Origin of the sequence: Alicyclobacillus acidocaldarius subsp. acidocaldarius DSM 446 (assembly GCF_000024285.1) — a bacterium.
Classification (GTDB): Bacteria; Bacillota; Bacilli; order Alicyclobacillales; family Alicyclobacillaceae; genus Alicyclobacillus; species Alicyclobacillus acidocaldarius.
Genome location: NC_013205.1, coordinates 818,049 through 836,849, shown reverse-complemented (window position 1 = coordinate 836,849; position 18,801 = coordinate 818,049). Strand labels below are relative to the sequence as shown.

The 18,801-nt window shown below is 65.0% G+C and carries 15 protein-coding genes and 1 riboswitch; of the genes, 7 read left to right on the top strand and 8 right to left on the bottom strand.

Annotated elements, in window-relative coordinates; genetic code table 11:
- Positions 1 to 16 precede the first annotated feature (16 nt).
- From AACI_RS03880 to AACI_RS03875, 3 genes are read left to right on the top strand one after another with little or no spacing between them, the layout of a single operon-like run.
- On the top strand, positions 17 to 931 hold the full coding sequence (locus tag AACI_RS03880) for an acetamidase/formamidase family protein (protein WP_012810173.1): 915 nt from the start codon (positions 17 to 19) through the stop codon (positions 929 to 931).
- Entirely contained in the window at positions 932 to 1,105 is a 174-nt protein-coding gene (locus AACI_RS17220; protein ID WP_394295651.1) for a PDC sensor domain-containing protein, read from the top strand.
- A gap of 39 nt (positions 1,106 to 1,144) precedes the next feature.
- A complete protein-coding gene (locus AACI_RS03875) occupies positions 1,145 to 2,440 on the top strand; it encodes an MFS transporter (protein ID WP_012810172.1) in 1,296 nt (431 codons plus the stop codon).
- A gap of 10 nt (positions 2,441 to 2,450) precedes the next feature.
- Here AACI_RS03875 and AACI_RS03870 read toward each other — a convergent pair whose 3' ends face one another.
- Positions 2,451 to 2,717: a hypothetical protein gene (locus tag AACI_RS03870; RefSeq protein ID WP_012810171.1), complete on the bottom strand. Its 267-nt coding sequence runs from the start codon at positions 2,715 to 2,717 to the stop codon at positions 2,451 to 2,453.
- Between the two features lie 204 nt (positions 2,718 to 2,921).
- Here AACI_RS03870 and AACI_RS03865 point away from each other — a divergent pair, with 204 nt between their 5' ends.
- The 3 genes from AACI_RS03865 to AACI_RS03855 are packed head-to-tail and all read left to right on the top strand — an operon-like array spanning position 2,922 to position 6,040.
- Positions 2,922 to 4,256 (top strand): ABC transporter substrate-binding protein, encoded by a 1,335-nt coding sequence (locus AACI_RS03865; RefSeq protein ID WP_012810170.1) that lies wholly within the window; start codon positions 2,922 to 2,924, stop codon positions 4,254 to 4,256.
- A complete protein-coding gene (locus tag AACI_RS03860) occupies positions 4,256 to 5,203 on the top strand; it encodes a carbohydrate ABC transporter permease (protein WP_041707319.1) in 948 nt (315 codons plus the stop codon). The genes AACI_RS03865 and AACI_RS03860 overlap by 1 nt, the downstream gene beginning before the upstream one ends.
- 18 nt (positions 5,204 to 5,221) lie before the next feature.
- Complete coding sequence (locus tag AACI_RS03855) at positions 5,222 to 6,040, top strand: carbohydrate ABC transporter permease (RefSeq protein WP_012810168.1); 819 nt, start codon at positions 5,222 to 5,224, stop codon at positions 6,038 to 6,040.
- Positions 6,041 to 6,081: 41 nt separating this feature from the next.
- Here the strand turns inward: AACI_RS03855 and atzF are convergent, their stop codons facing one another.
- Genes atzF through AACI_RS03830 form a run of 5 tightly spaced genes read right to left on the bottom strand, consistent with a single transcriptional unit; the run spans position 6,082 to position 14,310 of the window.
- Positions 6,082 to 7,791: an allophanate hydrolase gene (atzF, locus tag AACI_RS03850; protein ID WP_012810167.1), complete on the bottom strand. Its 1,710-nt coding sequence runs from the start codon at positions 7,789 to 7,791 to the stop codon at positions 6,082 to 6,084.
- Positions 7,788 to 11,393: an urea carboxylase gene (uca, locus tag AACI_RS03845; protein ID WP_012810166.1), complete on the bottom strand. Its 3,606-nt coding sequence runs from the start codon at positions 11,391 to 11,393 to the stop codon at positions 7,788 to 7,790. The genes atzF and uca overlap by 4 nt, the downstream gene beginning before the upstream one ends.
- A gap of 33 nt (positions 11,394 to 11,426) precedes the next feature.
- Positions 11,427 to 12,080 (bottom strand): urea amidolyase associated protein UAAP2, encoded by a 654-nt coding sequence (locus AACI_RS03840; RefSeq protein WP_012810165.1) that lies wholly within the window; start codon positions 12,078 to 12,080, stop codon positions 11,427 to 11,429.
- A gap of 15 nt (positions 12,081 to 12,095) precedes the next feature.
- Entirely contained in the window at positions 12,096 to 12,830 is a 735-nt protein-coding gene (locus tag AACI_RS03835; protein ID WP_012810164.1) for an urea amidolyase associated protein UAAP1, read from the bottom strand.
- A 52-nt stretch (positions 12,831 to 12,882) separates the two neighbouring features.
- Complete coding sequence (locus AACI_RS03830) at positions 12,883 to 14,310, bottom strand: APC family permease (protein WP_012810163.1); 1,428 nt, start codon at positions 14,308 to 14,310, stop codon at positions 12,883 to 12,885.
- 88 nt (positions 14,311 to 14,398) lie between these two features.
- Positions 14,399 to 14,502: riboswitch (guanidine-I (ykkC/yxkD leader) on the bottom strand.
- 177 nt (positions 14,503 to 14,679) lie between these two features.
- Here AACI_RS03830 and AACI_RS03825 point away from each other — a divergent pair.
- The gene (locus AACI_RS03825; RefSeq protein ID WP_012810162.1) at positions 14,680 to 15,291 is read left to right on the top strand and encodes a flavin reductase family protein; all 612 of its coding nucleotides are present in this window, start codon (positions 14,680 to 14,682) and stop codon (positions 15,289 to 15,291) included.
- A gap of 58 nt (positions 15,292 to 15,349) precedes the next feature.
- Here AACI_RS03825 and AACI_RS03820 read toward each other — a convergent pair whose 3' ends face one another.
- On the bottom strand, positions 15,350 to 16,363 hold the full coding sequence (locus AACI_RS03820; protein WP_012810161.1) for an LLM class flavin-dependent oxidoreductase: 1,014 nt from the start codon (positions 16,361 to 16,363) through the stop codon (positions 15,350 to 15,352).
- Between the two features lie 85 nt (positions 16,364 to 16,448).
- Positions 16,449 to 18,737 carry a 5-methyltetrahydropteroyltriglutamate--homocysteine S-methyltransferase gene (gene metE, locus AACI_RS03815; protein WP_012810160.1) on the bottom strand — a complete coding sequence of 763 codons (2,289 nt, stop codon included), beginning with the start codon at positions 18,735 to 18,737 and terminating at the stop codon, positions 16,449 to 16,451.
- Between the last annotated feature and the right edge of the window lie 64 nt (positions 18,738 to 18,801).

The following is an 18,801-nucleotide window of genomic DNA, read 5'->3' as shown; positions in this document are numbered from 1 at the left end:
CGAGAGGAGGATCTTGATGTCCACCGCGGTGTACACGCTTGACCCCAGACACATCGTCTATTCGCTCTCTCCGTCCCACCCGCCCGCCCTGTCCGTTCCAGATGGCGCGGTGGTGCACATCGAGACGTGCGACTGTTTCGAGAATCAGATCGAGCGAGAAGACCAGGACTTCGGCACCCTCGACTGGAGCCGCATCAATCCCGCCACCGGCCCCGTCCACGTGGAGGGAGCGGCGCCGGGCGACCTGCTCGCCGTGCACATCTTGGACATCGAACTCGCCAACCGAGGCATCATGACCACCGGCCCTGACCTGGGCGTGATGGGCGCACATCTGAGCGAGAATGCCATTCGCTTCGTCGAGATCGACCAAAACCAGGTCGTCCTCCCCGGCGGCGTGCGCGCGCCGCTGCGGCCGATGATCGGCGTCATCGGCGTGGCCCCGGCAACCGGCGCCATCCCCTGCGGGACGCCCGGCGATCACGGCGGCAACATGGACTGCACGCGCATCACGGCGGGCGTGGTGCTCTTGCTCCCCGTCTCCGCCCCGGGCGCCTTGTTTGCGCTCGGCGATCTCCACGCGGCCATGGGCGACGGCGAAGTCGGCGTGTCCGGCGTCGAAATCGCAGGCCGTGTGACGGTGCGACTGGAAGTGGTGCGAGGGGCGACGTGTCCGGCGCCCATGGTGGTGTCTGCGGACGATGTGAGCATCATTGCCTCCGCGGCCACCTTGGACGAGGCGGCCGAGTTGGCGACGAAACGGGCCGCCACGTGGCTCGCGGCCGCCGCTCACCTCCATCTCGCCGACGCCTGCATGTTACTGAGCGCGGCCGGTCGGCTTCGCATCTGCCAAGTCGTCGATCCGCTCAAGACGGCGCGGATGGAGATCGACCGCGACCTCCTCCATCAGCTCCGCGTTCATCTCCCGGTCTGAATCCCCTGCGGCGAGCGCGGCGCGGCGTGGTTCCAGGCCGCCCTGGCTGGGGAGTCGTACATATCCGCGCCCTACCTTTCGGCGCAAAGCCGCAGGCGATGCATCACGGTGAGCGTGCCGATTGTCCATGACCAAAAAGTGGTTGGATGCATCGGAGCAGATGTGTATATTTAGAAGGGAGAGTGATCCAGCGGGCAAGGTGGTGCGAAAGCGTTGCTGAATCTCGACAGGCGGCTTGTGCGCGAGCGCAATCTGTGGATTCTTGTTTTGGGCTCACTGTTTTCGGTGGGCGGCGACAATGCGTACTTCACGATTTTGAGCTGGTACACGCTGACCATCACCGGATCCCAGCTCGCGCTCGGCGCCACCATGACGCTCGCCTCGGTGCCGCGCGTCATCTTCATGCTGGTCGGCGGCGCCATCGCCGACCGCGTCAGCCGCAAATGGATCATGGGCATTTCCCTCGCCGCGCGCGCAGCCGTCCTGGCCGCCTTCGCGCTTCGCATCGCGCTTTTTGGCCCGCGAGCGCCGCTCTGGGCCATCGACCTGATGGCGGTGTTGTTCGGCGTGATCGACTCGTTCTATTACCCGGCTACCTCGTCCATCGTGCAGACCGCCGTCGAGGAGGAGCACGTGGCGCAGGCCTCAAGCATCGTCCAGACCGTGCAGCAGGCGAGCACCGTGGTGGGTCCGATTCTCGCGGCCGTCCTGTTGGCGCAGCGGGACTACCGGTTGATGTTCGTCGTGGTGGCCTTCGTGTTTGCCGTGGCGGCCGTGACGGTGTTCTGGCTTCGTCTTCGCGCGCACGGGGGCCTCGCCGAGCCCGTGCAGGGCGTGACTGCCGTTCTGCGCGACATCGCGGACGGCCTCCGGTTTGTGGCACAGATCCGCCTTCTGCTCATCGTGATGTGCCTGAGCTTGGTCGTGAATCTCTTTTGCATCGGTCCGCTTAGTATCGGCGTGCCGGTGATGATCCGCGGCCGGGGTTGGACGGGCGCGGTGCTCGGCGAATACCAGTCTGCGCTCGGAATTGGGTCCATTGTCGGAGGCGTGATTGTCGCGCTGCTCAAGGGATTTCAGGGCAAGCTCATCTGGATTGGCATGTGCGGCGCGCTCATGGGCCTGGCCATGGCGACGGTCGGCTACTGGCAGGTGCCCATCCAGGGGATGGCGGCGCTCGGCCTCGTGGGCATCCTCATGAGCATCGTCAACATCCCGTTCCTCGCCTTTTTACAAAGCAGTATCCCCGAAGAAAAGCTCGGTCGGGTGATGTCGGTCCTGATGCTCGTCAGCGTCGGGTTCACGCCCATCAGCTACGCCTTGTCCTCGTGGATTCTCCAGCAGGGCGTGGCACCGGAGTTGCTCCTGCTCGCCTGCGGCGCGGGCGTGGCCGGCGCGTTCGCCGCGCTTTACGCGACGCCCGACTATCGGCACATCGAATCCCACCCGCTCTTGACGAAACAAGCTCTCGTCGGCGTGCGGAAGGCAGGAAAAATGAAGCAACCGTGAAGCGAAAGCCTCACGGTTGTTTCGCTTCCGCCTCGCCGAGCGCCGCTCGGACGCGGCTCAGGTGTTCGTGGAGCGCCGCCACGGCCTGGGGATTGGACGATCCGTCCGCGCTTTCGACGGCATGCTCAGCCTGCATCAGAGCCTCCTTGGCGGACATGAGGTTCGTGCGGTTGGTGTGAGAAAGCGCCTGTTTTGCCGCGCGCTCCGCCTGTGCGATGGCGTTCTCAGCTTCCGTAATGGGTGTCTGCTCTTTCGTGGACTGGATGTCCTTCTTCACCGCTTGCTCCCCCCTCGCTCGCTTAGCATGCCCAGAACGCGCCCACCTTCGTCGCTTCAGCGATCCAACTCGGCGGCCCATGGCCAATCCGCAAAACATACAGACTTCTTACAACCGCTTCACAAAAACACAAGCCTCCCTTTAAACCCACATCTCAAGATGGTCTTGACCCAATATTCGGCCATTCAAAGGGGGAGAATTCACGTGAGACGAAGCTGGGTTCTCGGCACCGCATCCGCCGTGATCTTGGCGGGCGCGGGAACCGGTGTGGCACTCGATCGCGGGCACGCGCACGACGCGGTTCGCGTGGCGCCTGCGGAAGCGGCGAGCGCAAACGGAGTCGTTCAGATCACATTTTGGAACGGGCATCCTTCTGGCGCGCTGAAGAAGGAGATGCACACCCTTGTCGACGAGTTCAACGCCACCCATCCTCACATCCATGTCACGGTTATCGACAAGTACGCGCAGATTCAGCCCGTCACCGCCGCAATGACCGCTGGCGATGCGCCGAACGTGATCATGCCTCACCTCGATGCCGCTCAGCAGTTCGCGGCAGACGGCTACCTCGTGAACCTGACGCCGTACATCGACGGACCGAGCGGTTTCACGAAGGCTCAACTCTCCTCGTTCTTCTATCCCTCTGTCTGGAACGGCCGCGCCATCGAGCCGGGCAAACAATACATCCTCCCGTTCGAAGAAAACGGGCATATGGTAATCTTCTACAACGCGGATCTGTTCAAGAAGGCGGGCATCTCGTCGCCGCCCAAGACGTGGCAGCAGCTCAGGGCGGATGCGCGGAAGATCACGGCGCTCGGCGGAAGCATCCACGGCATTGCATGGACCCCCTCCATGGAGCAATTCCTGACGATGGTCGCAGACAACAGCGGAAAGATTTGGGCATCCAGCAGCGAGACGCGGTTCGCCCTGAACAACCCGCAGGCCGTCGCCACCCTCTCCTTTTTGCGCGATCTCGTCGCGCAGGGCGACATGATCCTCACCCAAAACTACGACTATCAATTGGATTTTGGCACGGGCAACATCGGTTTGCTCATCGAATCGTCCGCAGGGTGGACCTATGACGTGCAGTCGGTCGGCGGCAAGTTCCCGGTCAAAGCGTCCCCGGCGCCCGCTGGCACGTCCGGCCGCGCGTACAACTACGTCGACGGCGACAGCCTCGCCATTTTGAACACGGGAACCAAGGCGCAGCAGGATGCGGCGTGGACGTTCATTCGCTGGCTCGCGAGCCCCGCGGAAAACGCGCAGTGGGATCAGGCGGCGAATTACCTTCCCATCGGACCCGCTGCAGCAGCCCAGCTGAAACCGTACTATGCTTCCCATCCCGACCAGGCGGCCGCCTTCACGAATCCATCCACATGGCTGACGGATCCGGCCGCGAACGCGACGCAATACTACGCCGCGCTGACCGCCATGCAGACTGAACTGCTGAAGGCGCTCAACGGGCAGGAATCGCCGCAACAGGCCATCGCGAACATGAATACCGTCGGCAATCAATACCTGAGCGGCGAGCGCAGGAGCTGATGACCATGTCGGTAATCGACGCGTTCCTTCGCTCGACAGCGCAGACCGCCGCCGAACCTTCCCCAGGCCCATCCCGCCTGCGGGAAGGAATTTTGGCGGCGTGCCTTCTCGCGCCCGCCCTTCTGTTTCTCGTGGCGTTTGTCTATGCGCCGGCCGTGCTCGCCTTTGCGCTCGCGTTCTTCAATTTTCACCCCGGCGGCACGGCGACCTACGCCGGTCTGAGCAACTTCCATGCGGCATTGTCGGATCCGCTTTTCTGGCGCTCCATGGCAAACACAGGGTTGTACGCCCTCATGATGGTGCCTTCCACCCTGGTGCTGTCCGTCGCACTCGCGGCGCTGCTCCAGTCGAACCGGCGGCTCTTCCGCTTCGCGCAGTCGTTGGTGGTGCTCCCGTACATCACGCCGGCCGTCGGCACCGCTATCGGATGGCTCTGGATGTACAACCCCAACTTCGGCATCTTGAACGCGCTTTTGCGAGGCATCGGCCTGAAGCCCATCGGATGGTTGAATTCGCCCCACTGGGCGATGCCCGCCGTGGTCTTATATTCGCTTTGGCACGGCATCGGCTTTGATGTGCTGATCCTGCTCTCCGCCATGTCTCAGGTGCCAGAAGGCGTGTTGGAGTCGGCGCGGGTAGACGGCGCGGGGCCTTGGACTCGGTTGTTCCGCATCACGCTGCCCCTCATCTCGCCCACGCTGTTTTTCATCGGCGTGATCACCACCATCGGCTCTCTGCAGGCCTTTGCCCAGGTCTACGCACTGAGTCTTTCGAGCGGCGGACCGGAGAACGCCACGCTGACGGCGCTTTTATACATCTACCAACAGGCGTTCACGAACGGACAGTTCTCTTACGCCGCCGCCATGGCCGCGATGCTCGTGGTCTGCATCTTTGCAGTCACCGCCCTGACGCGCTGGATCGGTCACCGATTGACGTTTTACCAGTAATTCGTGAGGAGGATGGACATGCGTACCATCGGACACGTGTTGCGCGCCGCGGCCGCCTTGGGCCTCGGACTGGCGTTCCTCTTACCGATTTACATCGCGTTCGTCACCTCGTTGGACCGGCCGCAGGACGTGTTTGTCTATCCGCCTCACCTGGTGCCGGACTGGAACTTCTCGATATGGGCGCAGACGTGGCGCGGGAACACGTGGATGCTCGCGAACATCAACACGGTCGTGATCGCCCTCGCGACCATCGCCATCGCCCTGACGACAACCGTGCTCTGCGCGTACGCGCTCGTCTACGTGCCCTTTCGAGGGAAAGCCGTGGTGTGGACCGCGCTCCTGGCGGTGCTCATGATCCCGGAACAGGCCCTGCTCATCCCGAACTTCGTGACGATGGCCAAGCTGCACCTGGTGGACACGCGCATCGCGCAGATCATCCCGTACGGCGCAAGCGTGTTCGGCGTGTTCCTTTTGCGCCAGCATCTCCTGACGTTGCCGCGTGAGTACCACGACGCGGCGAAGATCGACGGCTGCGGCCACCTCGCGTTTCTGTGGCGCATCGTTCTGCCCTTGTCGAGGCCCATCCTGTTCACCATCGCGCTCTACATCTTCATCGGCTGCTGGAATTCCCTCATTTGGCCACTCATGGTCACCTCGAGCCCGCGGGTCCAGCCCATCGAGGTGCTGTTGTCCACCTTTTTGACACAGGATTCGTCCAATTGGCAAGGCCTGTCCGCCGCTGCGATGTTCGCGACACTGCCGATGATCGCGCTCTTCGTGCTGTTCCGCAAACCCATTCTGCGCGGGCTCTCCAAATCGAGCGGCATCAACGGTTGAATGGGCGGAGGCCGAGATCGCGCCCCCGCCCGCGCGGTGGCTCACGAGATGACCATCCTGCCCCGCTCGCACCACGCCCGGAAACCCCCATAGGGCGTGATGTCCTCGCGCCTTTGCGCACCCGCTTCACAGACAAAGCCCATCACCTCTCGCCCGTCCGAAAGCAGAATCTTCCCAAGCGCCAGGGGATGCCGGACCCTTTGCATGAAAGCTGGCCATGCGCGCCGTGGCAGCTTCCAGAGTTCCAACTCCACCTCCGCGCCGCCGTCCGCGCGCACGAGTCCGGGCTTCACCGGTTCGGTGTCCAGCAGGTAGAGGCGGTACAGGGGCGCCGTGCGCGAGACACAGACGAATTCTCCGCCGAGATCGACCAACTCGTGGTTGAGCGGCATGCCGCGCATGTGCAGGCCGCAGACCGCGAGCAGTTCGATCTCGTCCTCACGTGTCGCCACATCCTCGTCGGGATCGACCCACCAGCGCGCAGCCGACAGAAGCTCGGCCTCGCGTTGCCCAGGGACGTACAGCGTGACGCCAAACGGCATCTCTCGATCCACCTCGCCGCACGGGAGCGACAAGCCGGCCAAATGGAGCAGGTTCGCGTGCTGCGTGTACGCGCCGAGCGCCCGATTGGTGCCAAATGGGTCGTGGCGCGCCTCGTCCCGCGTCCACGTGCCGCCGACGGTCGGCATGAGGAGCAGAGCGCCGCGCAGTTTCTCCTCCACAGAGCGGCGCAGATCCAAAAGCCGATGCTGGGCGCGGAAGAGATCGCTCGCCAGGCGATCCCGGCCGGACTCGAGGATGGCTCGGGTCACGGGCAGCACATCATCTGGATGGGCCTCGACGAAGGCCCCGAGGCTCGCCCACCGCTCCGCAATCCAGGGGCCCTCGTACAGCATCGCGCTCGCCTCGTCCAGCTCAGGCAGGTCCATCTCCACCACGGCGACGCCGGCCTCCTCAAGCTTCGACAGCGCCCTGGCCCACGCGTTGCGATACGCGTCCGCCTTGGACCCGAACCAGGCGCCAAGCGTTTTCGGCACCACCGCGCGATCCGGCCCGCCCTGCGCGGCGGTCGCCGGCGCGATGACCGCCTGCACCATCGCCGCGTCCGCGACGGATCGCGTGAACACGCTCACGCAGTCGAGCGTGCGACACGCCGGCACCACGCCCTCGTTCGGCCAGCCGCCGACGCGGGGCTTGTAGCCGATGACGCCGTTCAGCGCCGCCGGTACGCGCCCGGATCCCGCCGTGTCGGTCCCGAGCGCAAACGGCACCATGCCGAGTGCCACGGCGACCGCCGATCCACTCGACGATCCCCCGCTCACCCACTCGGGGTTGCGCGCGTTCGCCACTTCGCCATACGGGCTGCGCGTGCCGATGAGCCCCGTCGCGAATTGATCCAGGTTCGTCTTCCCCACCGGAATGGCGCCCGCGCGAACCAGCCGCTCCACCACCGCCGCGTGTGCCGGCGCCTTGTACGCAAACGCCGGGCAGGCGGCCGTGGTCAGCATGCCGGCCACATCGATGTTGTCCTTGACCGCAAACGGAATGCCCCAGAGCGGCTTTTGATCCATCTCGTCTTCTCTCAGCGCCTCGAGATACGGCTCGATCCTCTCCCACGAGGGCGGCGTGATCCACACGTTCCACGCGGCGTGCGACTCCGCCGCTCGAATGAGTTCGTCGATCACGTCCGCCGGCGTCCGCCACCCAGTCCGGTAGGCGCGCCGAAGCGCCTCCACGGTCGTTATGCTCAAGCCGACACCTCCTCAATGCCCACAATCGGTCCACCGGGCCGCAGTTCCTGCCCCGGGCGCACGTGCACCGTGCGGACGACGCCGGCGCAGGTGGCCTCCACCGGAAACTCCATCTTCATGCTCTCGATCACGGCGATGGTATCGCCGGGCCGGATCATCTGCCCGGGCTTGACGTGCACCTTCCACACGCTTCCCGGCATCTGCGCCCGGAGCACCGTCAGGCCGTCCTCCTCGGGCTCCTCCTCCTCTGCCATCGCCTCGCTCGTGTACGCGGCAAGCCCCATGGCCTTCCACCGCTCCAACTCCTCGTGAAACGCCTGTTTTTGCCGCGCCTTGAACGCCGCCGCGTCGTCTCGAATCTCCTCGAGGAACGCCAGGTACTCGCCGAGATCGAACTCCGTCTCTTGAATCTCGATGTCGTAGCGGCCGCGCACGAACTTCTTCCGCATGTCCTCCAGTTCCTCCGGCGTGACCGGGTAGAACTCGACCTGATCGAAGAAGCGCAACAGCCACGGCTTCCCATCCCGGAACGATCCCGTCTGCCGGAACGTGTTCCAGATCTGCAGCGTGCGGCCAAACAGCTGGTAGCCCCCTGGGCTCTCCATGCCGTAGATGCACATGTACGATCCGCCGATACCGACCGCGTTCTCCGGGGTCCACGTGCGCGCCGGGTTGTACTTGGTCGTCACCAGGCGGTGCCTGGGATCGACCGGCGTGGCGGCAGGTGCGCCCAGGTACACGTCGCCGAGCCCCAGCACCAGATATTTGGCCTCAAACACGATCCGCCGCACGTCTTCAATCCGCTCGAGCCCGTTCACGCGCCGCATGAACTCGATGTTGCTCGGGCACCAAGGCGCGTCGGGCCGGACGTTTTTCTGGTACCGCTCGATGGCGAGTTGCACGGACGGATCGTCGAAGGAAAGCGGCATGCGCACGATGCGCGACGGCACCCTGGCGGTCGACAGATCCGGCACGCGGGCGTCGAGATGGAGGACGCGGCGCGCCACCTCTTCGCTCGTCATCCGGGAGCGGTCGAAGTGGATCTGCAGGGATCGGATGCCTGGCGTCAGGTCGATCCACGGGATGTCGCCGGCGCTGCGGATGGCCTCCATGCGCAGGTGCACCTGGAACCGATACCGCAAATCGAGTTCCATGTCGCCGAATTCGACGAGCACGTATTCGTCCCCTGCGGCGCGGACGCAGACGGGAAATGCGTGCCCGTCGGATTCGCGCGCGAGGTACGCGGCTTCGGTTGCCTCCGCAAAGGACGAAAACGGCATCTCAGGAAGCGGGAGTTCATACGCCTTGCAGAATTGCGCGGGTTCTTCGAGGCATTGCGCCTGCATGGCGTCCAGTTCCCGCGCCTGCGCCAGGCTCAAGAGGCGGAACCGGACCGTGTCGCCGGGGCGAAGCTGCCCGATTTTCCACATCTCCGCCGCGGGCGTGGTGACGGGACAGACAAAGCCCCCGAGACTCGGGCCGTCCTGGCCCAGCAGGACGGCGAGATCGCCCGTGAGATTGAGCGATCCGATGGCGTACGGGTTGTCGTGCAGATTGGACGGGTGAAGTCCTGCGTCGCCGCCGTCCTCGCGCGCCCACACGGGCGCCGGTCCGCTCAGCCGGATGCCCGTGCGCGAGCTGTTGAAGTGGACCGTCCAGTCGGTGGACGTGAGCATCTCCAGATACGACGGAGGCAAAAACTCGGGTGTGCAGTGCGGGCCCGGCACCACGCCCAGCTCCCAGATGCGCCCGAACGACGGAGGCGCCACGCCTTCGTCCGCCACGTCTCCCAAGGCGGGCGCGATGCCCACCACGTCTCCGGCGACGAGCGCTCGGCCTCCGTGCCCGCCAAACCCACCGAGCGCAAACGTCGAGGCGCTGCCGAGCACAGGCGCCACGTCGAACCCGCCTTGCACACACAGATACGCGCGCAGCCCGGCGGCGGACTCGCCGAAGCGCAGAACCTGTCCCCGGCGCGCGAGCACCGGGCGATAGCGCGGCACCGGTTGGCCATCGAGCGCTGCCCCCATGTCCGCGCCGGTCAGGCAGATCCAGACGTCGTCTCGAAACGCGTACGATCCGCCCCGGAGCGTCAACTCGAGCGCGGGCGCGCCTTCCGGGTTGCCGAGCAGGCGGTTGCCGATGCGCATGGACAGCGCGTCCATCGGCCCCGACGGGGGCACGCCGACGTCCCACAGGCCGAGCCGCCCTGGAAGGTCTTGAACCGTTGTCTGCAGGCCGCCATCCAGCACCTCCATCGCACGCTCCGGCGCCTCAAATCCCTCAAGCCACTTGGTGTACACCTCGCCCGAAGCGAACGCCTCCGAGTCCGCGATGGCGCGCAAGTAGCGAAGGTTGTTCTGCAGGCCGTACACCCGTGCCTCGGCGAGCGCGTCGCGCAGCGCCTGCACCGCCGCAGCGCGTGATGGTCCGCGGACGATGATCTTGGCAAGCAGAGGATCGTAATAGGGGCTGACGGTCACCCCCTTGTCGATCCACGTCTCCACGCGCGCGCCCTCGGGCCACACCACGCCGTCCACCCTGCCGACGCATGGGCGAAACTCGCGCCCCGGATCCTCCGCGTACACACGCACCTGGATGCTGTGGCCGGTGGGCGCAGGGAGGCGCGCCTCCAGGTCCCTGAGCTCCCCCGCCGCCTCCCGGATCATCCACTCGACGAGATCGATCCCGTACACCTCTTCCGTCACGCCGTGCTCGACCTGCAGGCGGGTGTTGACCTCGAGAAAGTAGAACGATGCGGACGACGGATCGTAGAGGAACTCCACCGTTCCGGCGCTCCGGTAGCCTACGGCGCGCGCCACGGACAGTGCCGCCTCGTGCAGGCGCCGACGCGTCTCATCGGAGAGCACGTGCGCCGGGCACTCTTCCACCACCTTTTGGTTGCGCCGCTGCAGCGTGCAGTCGCGTTCGCCGATGGCCACGAGCTCGCCCTGGCGATTGCCGAAGATCTGGACCTCGATGTGGCGGGCGCGCGGCACGTACTTCTCCACAAACACGCCGTCGTCGCGGAAATGCTGACCCGCCAATCGCCGAACGCTCTCGAAGGCGTCCGCGAGTGCGTCTTCGCGCTCCACCACGCGCATGCCAATGCCTCCGCCGCCCGCCGTGCTCTTCAGGATGACCGGGTAGCCAATGTCGGCGCACACGCAGCGGAGTTCTTCAAGGTCGCGGACGAGATCGGTCCCCGGCAAGAGCGGGACGCCCGCCCGCCGCGCCACGTCGCGCGCGACGTGCTTGTACCCGAACTTCTCGATCTGCTCGGGATCCGGGCCGATGAACACCAGCCCGCGCTCGGCGCACTGCCGGGCAAAGGTCGCGTTTTCGCTCAGAAACCCGTAGCCGGGGTGAATGGCGTCGGCGCCCGACTGCCGCGCAGCGTCGAGGATCTTCTCCGCGTTGACGTACGAGTCGTGCACCGGCCCTTCGCCAATCCAGACGGCCTCGTCGGCGAGATCGACGTGCAGGCTGTCCTCGTCCGCCGTGGTGTACACGGCCACCGAAGCAATCCCCATCTTCTTCAGCGTGCGTATCATGCGTACCGCGATGGCGCCGCGGTTGGCGATCAACACTTTGCGAAACATCGGCATCCCCCTCGCTGACGAAATCGACCCCACTCAGACCCCGCGCCGCCAGATGACGATCTCGACAGGCGTCGGGTTGTACGCGTTGCAGGGATTGTTGAGCTGCGGGCAGTTGCTCATGAGCACGATGACCCGGCTCATCGCTTCCATCTCCACGTAGCGGCCGGGGCCCGAGATGCCGTCCGCGAATTCCAGCCCGCCGTCGGGCGTCACCGGGACGTTCATGAAGAAGTTGACGTTCGGGGCGAGATCGCGCTTCGCGAGGCGCGGCTCGTGCATGGCGATCTGCAGCATGAACGTGTCCCGGCAGTTGTGCATGTGCACCTTGTCGTGGCCGTAGCGCACGGTGTTGCTCTGGGCCGAGCACGCGCCGCCCAGCGTGTCGTGTCGGCCGCAGGTGTCCTCGACAATCCGCACGAGCGGCCGTCCGGACTCGGTGAGGAGCACAGACCCGGTGGTGAGGTAGATGTTGCCCTGCGCCGCGATGGTCTTCGCAGCGCTGTAGTGGTCGTAGGGGCGGTCCGCGTCAAAAAACAGCGTGTCGACGGCCTGGTTTCCCTCGAGATCCACAATGCGCAGCACATCGCCCGGCTGGAGCGTGCACATGAACCCTTCTCCACTGGGCAGGACCAGACGGGTGTCGGCCGTGACCAGGTCCCGATTGCGATCAAACGCAAGAGATGGCATACACATCCTCCTCGTTCAGCGCAAGAGCGCGTATTGCCAGACGGTGTTTTCCATCGCTCTGCGCGCCTCGTCCGTCTTGAGGCGCGGATCCCGCGGGTCCGTCGGTTCGTCCTGGTAGACCGCGAGGGTGAGCGGCACGGACGGATACGGCCTGCGCGGGTCGAGCGGATGCGGCGTGTTGCTCAAGATGGCGATCACGTCCATCTCCATGCGCAGCCCGATCTCGCTGCCCTTCGGGGCAAACTCCGAGACAAAGTGCATGCGGCCGGATTCGTCGCACCACACCTTGGAGAACAGGTTGACGGGAGGGACGAGATCGCCTGCGTCCAAGCCGTTACGCACGAGCTCCTTCACGGCATTTTCGTAGCCGGAACGGAGCATGGCGTTGCGATGGCGCTGGAAGTTGGTCTCGCCGTAGCGCCGATCGACGTCCGCCCTCGTCTGCACGCCCGAGAGCGGATCGTGCCAGCCGACCGTATCGTGCACGATGGTCACCATCGCGCGCCCCTCGTCGCTCATCAGCACGTCGTACAGCGAGATCTTCGCCGTATGCTGGGCCTTGAGCGTATCGGGCACGTTCAGGCGCTCCGCGGGATGATCCGCGCGGTAGAGCCACAGCGCGGCATTCGCGCCGGGGCCTTCTGCGCGCACCACGAGTCGCTTGCCTCGGCCGATGCGCATGGACCAGCGGCCGCCCGACGGGATGGAGATGGTGTAGAGAGGCGTGAACGACGAGAGAGCCATGGACATGTGCAGAAGACCTCCTTCGTGAAATGGGTTGGACGGGTGACCCAGGATTGAGTCAGCCGCCGACGGCGTCCTCCTGCCAGTCGGCCTCGCCGTCTGTAGCTTGGCGCGATCGCCAAACCCAACGCGACAGCGCGTAACACGCGAGGGACGCCGCCGCGAGCACCGCCTCGCCGAACAGGTATTGCGCCTCCTGCGTGACGATGGCGAAGGCAGTGAACAAGGTCACCACCACGGGCGCGATGGGCCATGCGGGCATCCGATAGGGACGAGGGTCGTGCCGGAACTTCACCCGGCTCCAGATGGCGGCCAGGCCGATGAAGAAGTACACGACGGTCGTGACCGTGCCGGAGAAGATGATGAGCCAATTCAGTTGGCTCATGAACAGCAACACGGCGGTCGGCAGCCCAAGCAGGAGCACGCAGAGCCCGGGCGCCTTGAAGCGGTTCACCTGTCCGACGCGCCGATTCGCCCATCGCCACCACAGGCCATCGCGTCCGGTGGTGTAAAACACGCGGCCGAAGTACATGAAGTAGACCAGCATGGAGTTGAACAGCGCGATGCACACGCCGATATCCAGAACAATCCGGAAATTCGGTCCAAGGGACGATTCGACCGCATAGATGACGGGACTCGCGGCGCCGAAGAACGCCTTCAAGTTGGGCGCGGTGACCACGGCCGAGGTGAGCGGGACGACAATGGCAACGGCGGCCGTCGTGGCGGCGGTGATGACGGCGCGCGCGAGCTTTTTTGGCCCGCCCACCAGTTCCTCGGCAAACCCGAGCGTGGCGTCATAACCGTTGATGATGTTGAAGGCCGGCGCGAGGCTCGCCGCCATCATCGCGACGGTCACGGGCCGAAGTGCGCTGCCATCCAGATACACCGGGTGAAACGTCACGGAAAACAGCGACTGATGCGGGTGGATCCAGGCGGCCACGGTGACGGTCGACAGCACGAGCAGTTCCACGAACACCATCGCCATGGTCACGTACGCGCCGAGTTCCACGCGAACGACGCCAATCGCCACGGCGACGGCCACGGAGACGAGCGCAATCATCGGCTCCGACAGTGGCACATGAGGAAACAGGTCCTTGACGAATTGGCCAATCCCGAGCGCGATGCTCGCCGGAAGGATAACGCCCTGAATCAGGTAATTGAACAGGGTCACGAAGGCGAGAGGCGCTGGCAGCACGAAACGAACCAGCGAGTACATGCCGCCCGCCACCGGAAACATGGACCCCAATTCCGCCAGGCACATGGAAATGAGAATCACGACGACGCCCAGAATGACGTCGGCCCCGATGGCAAAGGTGCCACCGATGGAAAACACGCCGGACGTCAGGAGCAAGACCGCCATCGTCGGCGACACGTTGGCGATGGCGAGCCCCACCACGTCACGCAGACTGAGTTTCCGGCTCAACTGCTGTCGATAGCCCAGATGCTCCAGGCGCGCGGCTTCGACAAAGGCGACCGAATCCTCCACAGGGAACCCTCCTCGCTCGTTTGTCAGGTTTTCTACCCAATCGTCGTTTCCGAGAATGAAAAAAGGGACAAAAACCCAAGAACGCAGGACCTCCCGGGCTTTTATCCCTCCGTGCGGCTCTCGACGATGCGAGAGCTGGCCTCTCTCGGACCAGGCCCGGCGACTGCCGGCGGAACCCTAGAGACCTTGTGTCACTATCTATATCATGATTCGCCGGGCAGTTCAACAGACTCGGCGAGATTTTCAGAAAAATTGTTAAGGAATCTTACACAAACAAAACTGCAACCGCTTTCTTTCTAGGTACATGTACCTGTATGGGTATTTGACTTTCGCCGCGCAAGAGGGCAAGCTTGGAGAGAGGTGATCGACGTGCTGTCACTCAATCCGGAGGAGATGACGCCGCTCGAGTGCTACAAGTTCCTCATTGGCACCGTCATTCCGCGGCCGATTGCGTTTGTGACGACACTCTCGAAGGAAGGCGTGCTGAACGCGGCCCCGTTCAGCTTTTTCAACGTCGTCACGCCCGATCCGCCGATGGTCTCCGTGTCCGTGCAGCGCCAAGGTGGAAAGCCGAAGGACACGGCGCGCAACGCCATGGAGCGAGGCGCGTTCGTCGTCCACATCGTGAGCGAGCCGTACACCGAACCCATCAATCAAACGGCGGCGACGCTGCCGCCGGATCAGAGCGAGGTGGAACTGGCCGGGCTCACGCCCGTCGAAAGCGAAGTCATCGAAGTCCCAGGGGTGCGCGAGGCGCGCGTGCGGATGGAATGCGTCCTGGAACTGGCACTCCCCTTGGGAGGCCGCGAAGGCTCTCCAGCCTGCGACCTGCTCATCGGCCGCGTCGTCCGCTTCCACATCGACGAATCGCTGTATCACGAAGGGCGGATCGATCCGCATCAACTGGCTCCCGTCGCCCGGCTCGCCGGCAACGACTACAGCCTGCTCGGCCGCGTGTTCACGCTCGAGCGGCCCAAGTGAGGGCTCGCCCGGAGACACGCGAATGCCCGGGCTCCTGAGAACAGGAGCCCGGGCTTTTTCACGCCCGCATGACGTCCGCGACGATTTCGAACGACCGCAGGCGAGCGGCGTGATCGTAGATCTGAGAGGTGATGATCACCTCGTCCGCCTTCGTCGCCTCGATGAACGCGCGGAGGCGGTTCCGCACCGTGTCCGGCCCTCCGACGATGGCGAGGCGCCCGCGCGTCTGAAGGACCTGCCACTCGTACGGCGAGCACAGATCCTGCACGCGCTCCACAGGCGGCTTGAGGCGCGACGGCTTGCCGCGGATGAGCGAGAGCTGCTGAAGCTGCGAGGACGTCGCGAGAAAGCGCGCTTCCTCGTCCGTCGGCGCCGCCACCACCGCCGCGCCGACCATCGCGTACGGCTCCTTCAACCACTGCGAAGGGCGGAAGTTCGCCCGGTACGTCTCGAGGGCAATCATCAAATAGTCCGGCGCGAAGTGGCTCGCGTACGCGAACGGCAGGCCGAGTTCCGCCGCGAGCCGCGCGCTGAAGTCGCTCGAGCCTAAAAGCCAGATGGGGATGTCCATCCCTTCGCCCGGCACGGCGTGCACCCGGCGCACCTCGTCCTCTGGCGGATGGAAATACCGCAAAAGCTCCGCCAGCCGCTCGGGGAAATCGTGTCCGTGACGGTCCGGATCGCCGCCGAGCGCGCGGATGGTGGGGGCGTCCGTGCCGGGCGCCCGGCCGAGGCCGAGGTCGATCCGGTCGGGAAACATCGACGCGAGCGTCCCGAACTGCTCCGCCACCACGAGGGGCGCGTGGTTCGGGAGCATCACCCCGCCCGAGCCGACGCGAATCGTCCGCGTGTGCTGCGCCAGATACGCAATCACGACGGCCGTGGCGGAACTCGCGATGCCCGGCATGCTATGATGCTCCGCCACCCAGAATCGCCGATAGCCGAGCCTCTCCGCGTGCTGCGCCAGTTCCGCGCTCCTTCGGAACGCCTCCGCAGGGGTGCTTCCTTCCGTGATAGGGACGAGATCCAGCACGGACAGCGCCGTCTCGCCCTTGGTCAAGCCCCAGTCCATTGAGCAGGCCTCCTCCCGGTTCCAGGCGGGCGCAATCAGCCCAACGCCATTATACCCCCGGAGGCAGGCCCTACCGAAACGGCCGTCAGCTGACGGGCTGCGACAGGCTTGCGCGCATGCGCTGCGCCGCGTCCACCATGTTCCGAAGCGCAGCCACGGTCTCCGGCTCACCGCGCGTCTTCAAACCGCAGTCCGGATTCACCCACAGCTGCTCGGGGCGAATCACGCTCGCCGCCTTGCGCAACAGTTCCACCATCTCGTCCACCGATGGCACGCGCGGGCTGTGGATGTCGTACACGCCCGGGCCGATGTCGTTCTCATACCGGAAGTGCTCGAACGCCTTCAAGAGCTCCATGTGCGATCGCGACGTCTCGATGGAAATGACGTCCGCGTCCATGGCCTGGATGGCGGGCATGATGTCGTTGAACTCCGCGTAGCACATATGCGTGTGGATCTGCGTCTCGTCGCGCACGCCGGAGGATGCGATGCGGAAGCACTCCACGGCCCAGCCGAGATACGCCTCCCAATCGGCGCGCCGGAGCGGCAGCCCCTCGCGCAGAGCGGGCTCGTCGATCTGGATCATGCCGATGCCCGCCGCCTCCAGATCCAGCACCTCGTCCCGAATGGCGAGCGCGATCTGCCTGCACGTCTCCGCACGCGGAATGTCGTCGCGCACAAACGACCACTGCAAGATGGTCACCGGGCCCGTCAGCATGCCCTTCACGGGCTTTTCGGTGAGCGACTGCGCATACGTGCTCCAGCGGACCGTCATGGGCGCGGGCCGCGCCACGTCGCCGTAGATGATGGGCGGCTTCACACAGCGAGAACCGTAGCTCTGCACCCACCCGTGCTTCGTGAACACGAAGCCGTCGAGCATCTCGCCGAAGTACTCAACCATGTCCGTCCGCTCGAACTCCCCATGCACGAGCACGTCGAGCCCGATCTCTTCCTGAATGTCGATCCACCGCCGGATTTCGCTCCGCAGGTACGCCTCGTACTCGTCCGTCGTCCACTCGCCCTTGCGCCACTTTGCGCGAGCGTCTCGCACCGCCTGCGTCTGCGGAAACGAGCCGATGGTCGTGGTGGGCAGGAGCGGGAGCTTGAACCGCGACGCCTGCTTTTCCTTCCTCACCGCGTGCGGCGATTGGCGGTCGAGCTTCCACGTCTTGACCTCGTCGAGCCGCGCGCGCACGTCCTCGCGGTTCAACCGCGCCGACGCCCGCCTGGACGCGAGCAGCGCGCGATTGGCCTCCAGTTGCGCCTCGACGGCCGCCCGCCCTTCGTCGAGCGCCCGCTTCAATAGCGCGATCTCGTCCAACTTCTGCAGCGCAAACGCGAGCCACGACTTGATCTCCGGATCCATGTCGCTCTCGAGTTCCACGTCCCACGGCACGTGCAGGAGCGAACACGAGGGCGCGATCATCACGTGCTCCGCGCCAGTCAGGTGCACCCCCTGCTCGAGATGCGCGAAGGCGGTGTCGAGATCGGCCCGCCAGACGTTGCGCCCGTCGATCACGCCGAGCGACAGGCGGCGCCCCTTCGGCCACCCGAGCGCATGAACCTGTTGAAGCGCGTCTGGACCACGGACGAGATCCAGGTGCAGGCCCTCGACGGGGAGCTCGAGCGCCGTGGCCAGGTTGTCCCCGAGCGAGCCGAAATACGTCGCCACGAGGATGTTCGGGCGAGATACCTTCGCCAGCGCGGCGTATGCGTCCACGAACGCCTGGCGCTCCGCGTCCGTGAGGTCCAGCACGAGCGCGGGCTCGTCCAGCTGCACCCACGCGGCCCCCGCCTCGCGGAGCGACGCGAACCACGCCTCATACGCCGGGATCAGGTTGGGGAGAAGCGACAGCGGGTCGACATCCCCGCCCACCACCTTGGAGAGCTTGAGGAAGGTGATGGGGCCCACGAGCTGTGGCACCGTGTCGAATCCGAGCGCCTTCGCCTCCAGATACTCATTGAGCGGCTTGTTCACGCCGAGGGTGAACACCTGCTTAGGCTCGAGCTCCGGCACCAGGTAGTGATAGTTCGTATCGAACCACTTCGTCATCTCGAGCGCAGTGGCATCCTGCGTGCCGCGCGCCATGGCGAAATATTGTTGGAGCGATCCCGACGGCAATGCGCGGAACCGCTCGGGAACGGCCTGAAACAGGCAAGCGGCGTCCAGGACGTGATCGTAGAAGGAAAAGTCGTTCGCGACGATCCACTCGACGCCGCGGTCCCTCTGCACCTGCCAGCGCAGCTTGCGGAGTTCCGCAGCCCGGGCGGTGAGCTCGTCCTCCCCAATTTTGCCTTGCCAAAACTGCTCCACCATCCGCTTGAGCTCGCGGCGAGGCCCCATGCGGGGAAATCCGATTGAGGCGGTGATGGCCAAGTTGTTCTCTCCTCCTTCGCAGAATCAAACTGGCGACGTGTTCGGCAACAGCCCCTGACACACA

Coding starts and splice junctions, on each gene's coding strand:
- uca (WP_012810166.1), bottom strand. CDS start 11,393: ATGTTTCGCAAAGTGTTGATCGCCAACCGCGGCGCCATCGCGGTACGC.
- AACI_RS03835 (WP_012810164.1), bottom strand. CDS start 12,830: ATGTCCATGGCTCTCTCGTCGTTCACGCCTCTCTACACCATCTCCATC.
- AACI_RS03860 (WP_041707319.1), top strand. CDS start 4,256: ATGACCATGTCGGTAATCGACGCGTTCCTTCGCTCGACAGCGCAGACC.
- AACI_RS03880 (WP_012810173.1), top strand. CDS start 17: ATGTCCACCGCGGTGTACACGCTTGACCCCAGACACATCGTCTATTCG.
- AACI_RS03840 (WP_012810165.1), bottom strand. CDS start 12,080: ATGCCATCTCTTGCGTTTGATCGCAATCGGGACCTGGTCACGGCCGAC.
- AACI_RS03820 (WP_012810161.1), bottom strand. CDS start 16,363: ATGGACTGGGGCTTGACCAAGGGCGAGACGGCGCTGTCCGTGCTGGAT.
- AACI_RS03855 (WP_012810168.1), top strand. CDS start 5,222: ATGCGTACCATCGGACACGTGTTGCGCGCCGCGGCCGCCTTGGGCCTC.